Source organism: Streptomyces sp. NPDC029216 (genome assembly GCF_040648015.1).
Lineage (GTDB): Bacteria > Actinomycetota > Actinomycetes > Streptomycetales > Streptomycetaceae > Streptomyces.
Map to the genome: position 1 here is coordinate 1 of NZ_JBEZWL010000204.1, position 10,069 is coordinate 10,069.

Below are 10,069 nucleotides of genomic sequence, written 5' to 3' on the forward strand. Positions count from 1 at the left end.
CATCGCCACGGCGATCGAGGCTTCGGGTGGCCCGAAGGTCGACAAGCGTCGCGTGGAGCTGGGCTCCCCGATCAAGACCCTCGGTTCGTACCAGGGTGCGGCCCGCGCCGGCGGCGCAGCGTCTGCACTGCCGCCGCGTCGAGCAGTGCCTCCGGTGTGCCGCCGCGCCGCTCGGTGCCGAGCAGCGCGGCGGTGACCAGCCCCTCCCAGTCCCCGTCCCCGTACGCGTGGCCGTCGTCGGCTGCCTTGTCCATCGGACCCCTCCCTCGTCAGTCCCCGTCGGTCGTCGGTCGTGAGTCGTACCGGCCCGGGCTCCGGTCCCGCCCCCTCCGCGGGACCGGAGCCGTGATGGCCGTACGACCGTGCTCAGCTGGCGTGGTTGTCGTTCATGAAAGCCCCCCGGCTCCTCGTCCTCGCGCCGGCGCCCCCGCGCCCGCGCGTCCTCCATGTCGGTCTGCGAGACGGCATGGATCCCCCCAGGCCCCCTGCGTTTTCGGTTGGTTCCGCCTTCCTCAGAGCAGCGGCACCGGCTCGGACGAGCCGGGCCGCCAGGCCGTCAGCGGAGTGAAGCCGCGATGGCCGCACTCGCCGAAGACCGTGACCGGACCGCCGCCCGAGAGGGCGGCCAGCTGCCACAGCCCGGACCGCGAGCGGCCCGCGCCGTGCGCCACCGGCAGTGCGGACGTCCCCTCCGCGTCCGCGAGCTGCCAGGCCCCGTCCCCCGCCTCACCCGGTATCGGGATCACCGGGCCCAGGACCACCGGCCAGGACTCCAGCCACGGGTCCTCCCGCAGTGCGGCCCCGTAGGCCTCCAGGGCCTCACCGGTGCCCACCCCGGCCGGGGCCCGGGTGTCCGCGGCCGCTGCCGCGGTACGGTCCCCCAGGTCCGCCCGGAGCCCCGCCGAGCCGGTCCGGAAGCGGGCTTCCGCCTCCAGCACCAGTCCGACGGGCAGTGCCAGCCCCGGCGCCCGCCCGGGCGGTCCGAAGTCCAGCACCAGCGCCGGCCGTCCGCTCTCCAGCCCGCGCAGCCATATCCGGCGGGTGGTGAGACGGCCGTCCGGGGACACCGAGTCGTACTGGGCGAGTACGAGCCAGCGGTCCCGGACGGTCTCCCCCTCCGCCGAGGACGGCAGACCCACCCGGTTCCGGACGGTCGCGGCCAGCGGCTCCGGCAGTCCCGAGACCCCCAGCCAGGCCCGGTCCAGCAGGTGCAGCAGCGCGAACTCCTCAAGCATCCGGGCGGGCCAGCCGGGGCCGCAACCGGGTATTGTCCCCAACTCCCGTACCCGGGCGGCCAGTCCGGGTGCCTGGGCGTCGACCATGCGGGCCGCGGTCTCCTCCCAGGGCGCGTACCCCGCCTGCGCCTGACCGGCGATGCCGCCGCGCAGGAGGTCCACGAGCCGCCGCTCCAGCTCGGTGACCCCCGCCCCGACCCGCTCGGCGCGCCGCTCGGCCCGCTTGCGGGCCGCTTCGGCGTCCACCGGGCCGGCCGCCGGGCGCGCGGCCTTCGCCGCGCGCTCCGCCAGCCAGGCCGCCGCCCAGTCGGGCGCCTCGGCCGGGTCCCCCAGCCCCTGCGCCGCCCAGAGCAGCAGCAGTCCCAGCGCGTGCTTGCACGGGAACTTCCGGCTCGGGCACGAGCAGTTGTACGCGGGCCCCGCCAGGTCGACGACCGTCCGGTACGGCGTGCCGCCGCTGCCCTTGCACAACCCCCACACCGCACCGGAAGCGGAACCTCCGGTCTGTGACCACGGACCCGCCCCGCCCAGCCTGCCCCCCGCCTTGCGCGACGCATCGTCAGGAGCCAGAGCCAGTACCTGTTCCGCCGTCCAGCGGACCCCCTGCTCAGTCATGGAAACCACCGTAGAGACCCCCACTGACAATCGCCCTGACCTGCAACGACGCCTCGAACAGGGGGCGTTGTCAGTGGCATGGTGCACGGTGGATCCAGCAGTCGGGAGCGGCTGCCGAGCACTGGAGGGGGACCATGAGCACGCACGGGAACGACACCGGTACCGAGGCACTGCGACCGCACGCGGAAGACGCCTTCGCGCACGAACTGAAAGCCCTGGAAGCCGCCGACGACCGGCCCCGCCCGGCCCGCTGGAAGCTCTCCCCGTGGGCCGTGGCCACGTACCTCCTGGGCGGCACGCTCGCCGACGGCACGGTCGTCACGCCCAAGTACGTCGGCCCCCGCCGGATCGTCGAGGTCGCCGTCACCACCCTCGCGACCGACCGCGCCCTGCTCCTGCTCGGCGTCCCCGGCACCGCCAAGACCTGGGTCTCCGAGCACCTGGCCGCCGCCGTCAGCGGGGACTCCACCCTGCTGGTCCAGGGCACGGCCGGCACCCCCGAGGAGGCCATCCGCTACGGCTGGAACTACGCCCGCCTCCTCGCCCACGGCCCCAGCCGCGAGGCCCTCGTCCCCAGCCCCGTCATGCGGGCCATGGCCCAGGGCATGACCGCCCGGGTCGAGGAACTCACCCGCATCCCCGCCGACGTCCAGGACACCCTCATCACCGTCCTGTCCGAGAAGACCCTCCCGATACCGGAGCTCGGCGAGGAGGTCCAGGCCGTGCGCGGCTTCAACCTCATCGCCACCGCCAACGACCGCGACCGCGGGGTCAACGAGCTGTCCAGCGCCCTGCGTCGCCGCTTCAACACCGTCGTCCTGCCGCTGCCCGCCACCACCGACGCCGAGGTCGACATCGTCGCCCGCCGCGTCGACCAGATGGGCCGCGCCCTGGACCTGCCGGCCGCCCCCGAGGGGCTGGAGGAGATCCGCCGCGTCGTCACCGTCTTCCGCGAACTGCGCGACGGCGTCACCGCCGACGGCCGCACCAAGGTGAAGTCGCCCAGCGGCACCCTCTCCACCGCCGAGGCCATCTCCGTGGTCACCGGCGGCCTCGCCCTCGCCGCGCACTTCGGGGACGGCGTCCTGCGCCCCTCCGACGTGGCCGCGGGGATCCTCGGCGCCGTCGTCCGCGACCCGGCCGCCGACCGGGTCGTCTGGCAGGAGTACCTGGAGGCGGTCGTCCGCGAGCGCGACGGCTGGAAGGACTTCTACCGCGCCTGCCGGGAGGTGACGGCATGAGCCCGGGAGCCGCGGGGCCGCTGCTGCTCGGCGTCCGCCACCACGGGCCGGGCTCGGCCCGGGCGGTGCGGGCCGCGCTGGACCGGGCGCAGCCGAGGGCCGTCCTGATCGAGGGGCCGCCCGAGGGGGACGCGCTGCTCGCGCTGGCCGCCGAGCCGGGGATGCGCCCGCCCGTCGCCCTGCTCGCGCACGCGGCGGACGACCCGGGCCGGGCCGCGTTCTGGCCGCTGGCCGGCTTCTCCCCGGAGTGGGTCGCCATCCGCTGGGCCCAGGCGCGGGACGTTCCGGTGCGCTTCATCGACCTGCCCGCCGCCCATACGCTGGCCGCGCCCGAGGAGGAGGAAGGGGACGCGGGCGGGCTGCCGGTGGATCCGCTCGCCGTGCTCGCGGAGACCGCCGGGTACGAGGACCCGGAGCGCTGGTGGGAGGACGTGGTCGAGCACCGCGCCGGCGGAGGGGCGGCAGACCCGTCGGCCGCCTTCGAGGCCCTCGCGGAGGCCATGGGCGCGCTGCGCGAGACCTACGGGGACGGCGGCCGGCCCCGCGACCTGGTCCGCGAGGCCCACATGCGGCAGCGGATGCGGGCCGCCCGACGGGAGTTCGGCGACGACTACGCCGTGGTGTGCGGCGCGTGGCACGTCCCGGCGCTGCGCGCCAGGACGACGGTCGCGGCGGACCGGGCACTGCTCGCGGGCCTGCCCAGGACCAAGGTGGAGACAACCTGGGTGCCCTGGACCCACCGCAGGCTCGCCCGGGCCGGCGGGTACGGCGCGGGCATCACCTCGCCCGGCTGGTACGCGCACCTCTTCGCCTCCCGCGACCGGCCGGTCGAGCGGTGGCTGACGAAGGTGGCCGGGCTGCTGCGGGAGGAGGACCGGCAGGTCTCCCCGGCCCACGTCATCGAGGCGGTCCGGCTGGCCGAGACCCTGGCCGCCGTCCGGGGCCGCCCGGTGGCCGGGCTCGGCGAGACCCTGGAGGCGGTGCGGGCGGTGATGTGCGACGGCTCCGACGTCCCGCTCGCGCTGGTCGAGGACCGGCTCGTCGTCGGGGACGTGCTCGGCGAGGTCCCGGACGCGGCGCCCGCCGTACCGCTCCAGCGGGACCTCACTCGCCGGCAGCGCTCGCTGCGGCTCAAGGCCGAGGCCCGGCAGCGGGAGCTGGAACTGGACCTGCGCAAGGAATCCGACGCCGCCAAGTCCCTGCTGCTGCACCGGCTGCGGATGCTCGGCATCGACTGGGGCGTGCCCACCGCCTCCCGGGGCGGTACGGGCACCTTCCGGGAGACCTGGCGGCTGTGCTGGGAGCCGGAGCTGTCGGTGCGGGTCGCCGAGGCCGGCATCTGGGGCACCACCGTCCCGGCGGCGGCCACCGCCAAGGCCGAGGCCGACGCGGCGGGCGCCACGGAGCTGGGGGAGGTCACGGCGCTGGCCGAGCGGTGCCTGCTGGCCGGACTGTCGGAGGCGCTGCCCGCCGTGCTGCGGGTGCTGGCCGATCTGGCGGCGCTGGACACCGATGTGGCCCGGCTCGCCAAGGCGCTGCCCGCGCTGGCCCGTTCGCTGCGGTACGGGGACGTACGGGGTACGGACTCGGCGGCGCTCGGCACGGTCGCCGCCGGGCTGGCCGAGCGGATCTGCGTGGCCCTCCCGCCCGCCTGCGCGGCCGGGCTCGACGCCGACGGGGCGGCGGAGCTGCGGGGCCACCTCGACGGGGTGCACGGGGCGGTCGCCCTGCTGGCCGACGCGGACGAGGGGCTGCGGGAGCGCTGGTCGGCCGTACTGCGGACGCTGGCCGGGCGGGAGACCGTGCCCGGGCTGATACGCGGCCGGTCGGTGCGGCTGCTGCTGGACGACGGACGGCTCCCGGCCGGGGAGACGGCCCGCCTGATGGGGCTCGCCCTGTCCCCGGCGGCCTCCCCGGCCGACGCGGCGGGCTGGATCGAGGGGTTCGCCGGCGGCGGTTCCGGCGGCGGGACGCTCCTGGTCCACGACGAACGGCTGCTGGGCCTGATCGACGCCTGGCTGACGGCGGTGCCGGAGCGCGCCTTCATCGACGTCCTGCCGCTGCTGCGGCGCACGTTCGGGGCGTACGAGCCGGGCGTGAAGCGGAGCCTGGGGGAACTGGTCCGCCGCGGCCCCGGCGCCCGGCGGAGACCCGCCGGTCCGGGGACGGCCCCCGAGGGCTTCGCCCCGGACCTGGACCCGGCCCGCGCGGACGCGGTGACGGAAGTGGTCCGCCTCCTCCTCACGGCGGCCTGAAGCCCCTCGCCCGCCGGCCGGGCGGGGGCAACGGGTCCCGCTCAGCCCGCACCCACCCGGGTGAGAGCCGTGGAGGCGGGGCGGGGCGGGGTGCCGGTCGGGGAGTGGTGCAGGGGCGGGTGAGGCAGGGCCGGGCGGGGCTGGAGCGCTACGGCCGGACCGGCGGCGTGCGCGGGGCGTGGCCCCGAGGATGCCTCCCAGCGGTGGCTGGGGGGAGGAACGAGTGGAGGGGGAAGGACAGATGGCGGAGACGGAGAGCGCCGGGGACGAGCGGCTGCGGCGCTGGCGGATGGTGCTCGGCGGGGGCGAGGGCGACGGGACCGGCCGAGTGCTCGGCGGGCGGGACGCGGCCATGGACGCTGCGCTGGCCGCGCTCTACGGAGGCGGAGGCGGGGGCGGCGGCAGGGGGACGGGGGAGCGGGCGGGCGGGCTCGAAGGGTCCGCGCCGCGCGTGGCACGGTGGCTCGGGGACATCCGTACGTACTTCCCCAGCTCCGTCGTGCAGGTCATGCAGCGGGACGCCATCGAACGGCTCGGCCTGTCCACGCTGCTGCTGGAGCCGGAGATGCTGGAGGCCGTCGAGCCCGACGTGCACCTGGTCGGCACCCTGCTGTCGCTGATCAAGGCCATGCCCGACACCACCAAGGAGACGGCGCGGGCCGTGGTCCGCAAGGTGGTCGACCAGCTGGAGAAGCGGCTCGCGACCCGGACCCGGGCCACCCTCACGGGCGCGCTCGACCGGTCGGCCCGGATCAGCCGCCCCCGCCACCGGGACATCGACTGGGACCGGACCATCCGCGCCAACCTCCGGAACTACCTCCCCGAGCACCGCACCGTCGTGCCCGAACGGCTCGTCGGCTACGGCCGGGCCGCGCGGGCGGTCAGGAAGGAGGTGGTCCTCTGCATCGACCAGTCGGGTTCGATGGCGGCCTCGGTCGTCTACGCCTCCGTCTTCGGGGCGGTCCTGGCCTCCATGCGGGCGATCGCCACCCGCCTGGTCGTGTTCGACACGGCGGTGGTCGACCTGACCGACCAGCTCGACGATCCGGTCGACGTCCTCTTCGGCACCCAGCTCGGCGGCGGCACCGACATCAACCGCGCCCTCGCCTACTGCCAGTCCAAGATCACCCGTCCTGCCGACACGGTCGTGGTCCTGATCAGTGATCTCTACGAGGGCGGGATCAGGGACGAGATGCTCAAGCGGGTCGCCGCGATGAAGGCGTCCGGCGTGGAGTTCGTGGCCCTGCTCGCGCTGTCCGACGAGGGCGCCCCCGCCTACGACCGCGAGCACGCCGCGGCCCTCGCCGCGCTCGGCGCCCCGGCCTTCGCCTGCACGCCCGACCTGTTCCCGGAGGTGATGGCGGCCGCGCTGGAGAAGCGCCCCCTGCCGGTCCCGTGAGGCCCGCGAAGGGGTTCCGGGTGACCCCGCGGCATATCGGCGGATCACACGAAGATGCAGTTCCGCGGTGAGGCGATCTGTGACAGGTATCACCGCTCAGGTGTGATCTGTGATTTAGGGTCCTACGGCCCTCGGGGATAACCTGCGAGACGGACATGCCGCGTCCACGGTCACCGTGTGCGCCTCCCCTGTGACAGCGCCGTCACGTTGCCCTCCGCGGCACGCCCACGCAGATAGCAGACAAACCGCGAATCACTGCGAATCTTTGAAGACAAGGGACGGACGCGCGTGGACCTGTTCGAGTACCAGGCGAGGGACCTCTTCGCCAAGCACGGTGTACCGGTGCTGGCCGGTGAAGTCATCGACACGCCTGAGGCGGCTCGCGAGGCCACCGAGAAGCTGGGCGGCAAGTCGGTCGTCAAGGCCCAGGTGAAGGTCGGCGGCCGCGGCAAGGCCGGCGGCGTCAAGCTCGCCGCCACCCCGGACGAGGCCGTCGCCCGCGCGACGGACATCCTGGGCATGGACATCAAGGGCCACACGGTCCACAAGGTGATGATCGCCGAGACCGCTCCCGAGATCCTCGAGGAGTACTACGTCTCGTACCTCCTCGACCGGACCAACCGCACCTTCCTGGCCATGGCCTCGGTCGCCGGCGGCATGGACATCGAGCAGGTCGCCGAGGAGACCCCCGAGAAGCTCGCGAAGGTCCCGGTCAACGCCAACGAGGGCGTGACGATCGAGAAGGCCCGCGAGATCGTCGCCCTGGCGAAGTTCCCGGCCGAGGTCGCCGAGAAGGTCGCCGAGGTCCTCGTGACCCTGTGGAAGACCTTCATCGCCGAGGACGCGCTCCTCGTCGAGGTCAACCCGCTCGCGAAGGTCGCCTCCGGCGAGGTCATCGCCCTCGACGGCAAGGTCTCCCTGGACGAGAACGCCGAGTTCCGCCAGCCGGGTCACGAGGAGTTCGTGGACCACGCGGCCGCGAACCCGCTTGAGGCCGCCGCCAAGGAGAAGGGCCTCAACTACGTCAAGCTCGACGGCGAGGTCGGCATCATCGGCAACGGCGCGGGTCTCGTCATGAGCACCCTCGACGTCGTCGCGTACGCCGGTGAGAACCACGGTGGCGTCAAGCCCGCCAACTTCCTGGACATCGGCGGTGGCGCCTCCGCCGCCGTCATGGCCAACGGCCTGGAGATCATCCTCGGCGACCCGGACGTCAAGTCCGTGTTCGTCAACGTCTTCGGTGGCATCACCGCGTGTGACGAGGTCGCCAACGGCATCGTCCAGGCGCTGCAGCTGCTTGAGGACCGGGGCGAGGCGGTCACCAAGCCGCTGGTCGTCCGCCTCGACGGCAACAACGCCGAGCTGGGTCGCAAGATCCTCTCGGACGCCAACCACCCGCTGGTGCAGCGCGTGGACACCATGGACGGCGCGGCCGACAAGGCCGCCGAGCTCGCGGCTGCGAAGTAAGGGCAGAGGTCACAGACTCACATGGCTATCTTCCTCAACAAGGACAGCAAGGTCATCGTCCAGGGCATGACCGGTGCCACGGGCATGAAGCACACCAAGCTGATGCTGGCTGACGGCACCAACATCGTCGGTGGCGTGAACCCGCGCAAGGCCGGCACCACCGTCGACTTCGACGGCACCGAGGTCCCGGTCTTCGGCTCCGTCGCCGAGGCGATGGAGAAGACGGGCGCCAACGTCTCCGTCCTCTTCGTCCCGCCGGCCTTCGCCAAGGCCGCCGTCGTCGAGGCCATCGACGCCGAGATCCCGCTGGCCGTCGTCATCACCGAGGGCATCGCGGTGCACGACTCCGCCGCCTTCTGGTCGTACGCGACCGCCAAGGGCAACAAGACCCGCATCATCGGCCCGAACTGCCCGGGTCTGATCACCCCCGGCCAGTCCAACGCCGGCATCATCCCGGGCGACATCACCAAGCCCGGCAAGATTGGTCTCGTGTCCAAGTCCGGCACGCTGACCTACCAGATGATGTACGAGCTGCGCGACATCGGCTTCACCTCCGCCGTCGGCATCGGTGGCGACCCGGTCATCGGCACCACGCACATCGACGCCCTGGAGGCCTTCGAGGCCGACCCGGAGACCGAGCTCATCGTCATGATCGGCGAGATCGGCGGCGACGCCGAGGAGCGTGCGGCGGACTTCATCGCGAAGAACGTCACCAAGCCGGTCGTCGGCTACGTCGCGGGCTTCACCGCCCCCGAGGGCAAGACCATGGGCCACGCCGGCGCCATCGTCTCGGGCTCCTCCGGCACCGCGCAGGCCAAGAAGGAGGCCCTTGAGGCCGCGGGCGTCAAGGTCGGCAAGACCCCGACCGAGACGGCCAAGCTGGCGCGCGAGATCCTCGAAGGCGCGAAGTAAGCGCTAGAGGTACGGAAGTACGGGCGTGGCCCGCACCCCTCGGGGTGCGGGCCACGCCCTTTTTTTGCGGCCCGTGCCGCCCGCTCACTCCAGCGTCGGGTGGAGCCGGCGGGGGCCGGCGGCCGGATGGTCCCGGAGCTTGTCCTGCAGGACCCGGCTCGTCTCCGTCAGCCGCTGCGGGCCGCTGAGCGGCGGGACCCCCGAGACGCGCGCGCCCGGCGCGACCGGTGCGACGTAGTGGTCCGGCGCGGTGACGGTGGTGTACCCGGTGGCGATGGCGATCACCGCGGTGAGCACGAGCGCCGCCCGCGCCCAGCGGCGGGCGCGGTACTCGCTGAGGGCGCGGACCGTGGCCGCCGGGGCCGCCTCCAGCGGCACGGCGGGCCGCACGGCGCCGAGCCACTCGCGCAGCACGGCCGACTGCTGCTCCGGCGGTACGTCGGCCAGCCCGGGGAGCCGGGTGCAGAGGTCGGCGTGGGCGCGCAGCAGGCGGTTGCCGGTGGTGGGGGTGCTGGCCTCGGTCTCGGCGGCCGTGTCGGGCAGGTCGAGGCCGACGCCGTCGTAGAGCAGCACGGTCCGGCGGTGCGCGGGCGGCAGGGCGAGCAGGGCGCCCAGCAGGATGCGGTCGTTGGGGTCGGCCGGGGCCTTGTCGGGCCGTCCTAGGGTCCGGTGGGCCCGGCGGAGCCGGCGCCAGGGGGAGAGGGCGTGCTCGTACGCGGCCGCGCGGACCCAGCCCACGGGGTCGGGGTCGGCGGCCACCTCGGGCCACTGCGCCCAGGCCTGACGGAACGCCCGCCCCACGGACTCCTGGGCGAGGGCGCGACGGCCCGTCAGGAGGTAGACCTGGCGCACCAGGGCGGGGGCGGAGTAGGCGTAGAGGCAGTCGAACGCCTCGGCGGGCCGCACCGGCCGCGCCCGCCGGGCGGGGGCCGACGCGGCTCCGCC

The 10,069-nt window shown here is 74.3% G+C and carries 7 protein-coding genes and 1 pseudogene; 6 read left to right on the forward strand and 2 right to left on the reverse strand.

Annotated features, from left to right (window positions below; all coding sequences use genetic code 11):
* Positions 1-196: 50S ribosomal L9 C-terminal domain-containing protein (locus AB0F18_RS36445; RefSeq protein WP_362068941.1), on the forward strand; the 196-nt coding region annotated here is incomplete at its 5' end.
* 316 nt (positions 197-512) lie between these two features.
* Here AB0F18_RS36445 and AB0F18_RS36450 read toward each other — a convergent pair.
* Positions 513-1,850: an SWIM zinc finger family protein gene (locus tag AB0F18_RS36450; protein WP_362068944.1), complete on the reverse strand. Its 1,338-nt coding sequence runs from the start codon at positions 1,848-1,850 to the stop codon at positions 513-515.
* Between the two features lie 134 nt (positions 1,851-1,984).
* Between AB0F18_RS36450 and AB0F18_RS36455 the strand changes: the two genes are divergently transcribed.
* The 5 genes from AB0F18_RS36455 to sucD all read left to right on the forward strand — a co-directional run bounded on the left by AB0F18_RS36455 (position 1,985) and on the right by sucD (position 9,124).
* Complete coding sequence (locus AB0F18_RS36455) at positions 1,985-3,091, forward strand: AAA family ATPase (protein ID WP_362068947.1); 1,107 nt, start codon at positions 1,985-1,987, stop codon at positions 3,089-3,091.
* On the forward strand, positions 3,088-5,346 hold the full coding sequence (locus AB0F18_RS36460) for a DUF5682 family protein (RefSeq protein WP_362068950.1): 2,259 nt from the start codon (positions 3,088-3,090) through the stop codon (positions 5,344-5,346). The genes AB0F18_RS36455 and AB0F18_RS36460 overlap by 4 nt, the downstream gene beginning before the upstream one ends.
* Positions 5,347-5,587: 241 nt before the next feature.
* Positions 5,588-6,745 (forward strand): VWA domain-containing protein, encoded by a 1,158-nt coding sequence (locus AB0F18_RS36465; RefSeq protein WP_362068953.1) that lies wholly within the window; start codon positions 5,588-5,590, stop codon positions 6,743-6,745.
* 288 nt (positions 6,746-7,033) lie between these two features.
* Positions 7,034-8,212, forward strand: coding sequence for an ADP-forming succinate--CoA ligase subunit beta (gene sucC / locus AB0F18_RS36470; protein ID WP_362068956.1), 1,179 nt, complete (start codon positions 7,034-7,036; stop codon positions 8,210-8,212).
* 21 nt (positions 8,213-8,233) lie between these two features.
* Complete coding sequence (gene sucD / locus AB0F18_RS36475; protein WP_362068959.1) at positions 8,234-9,124, forward strand: succinate--CoA ligase subunit alpha; 891 nt, start codon at positions 8,234-8,236, stop codon at positions 9,122-9,124.
* Between the two features lie 84 nt (positions 9,125-9,208).
* Here sucD and AB0F18_RS36480 read toward each other — a convergent pair.
* Positions 9,209-10,069: pseudogene (locus tag AB0F18_RS36480) on the reverse strand (DNA-directed RNA polymerase sigma-70 factor); the annotation flags it as partial.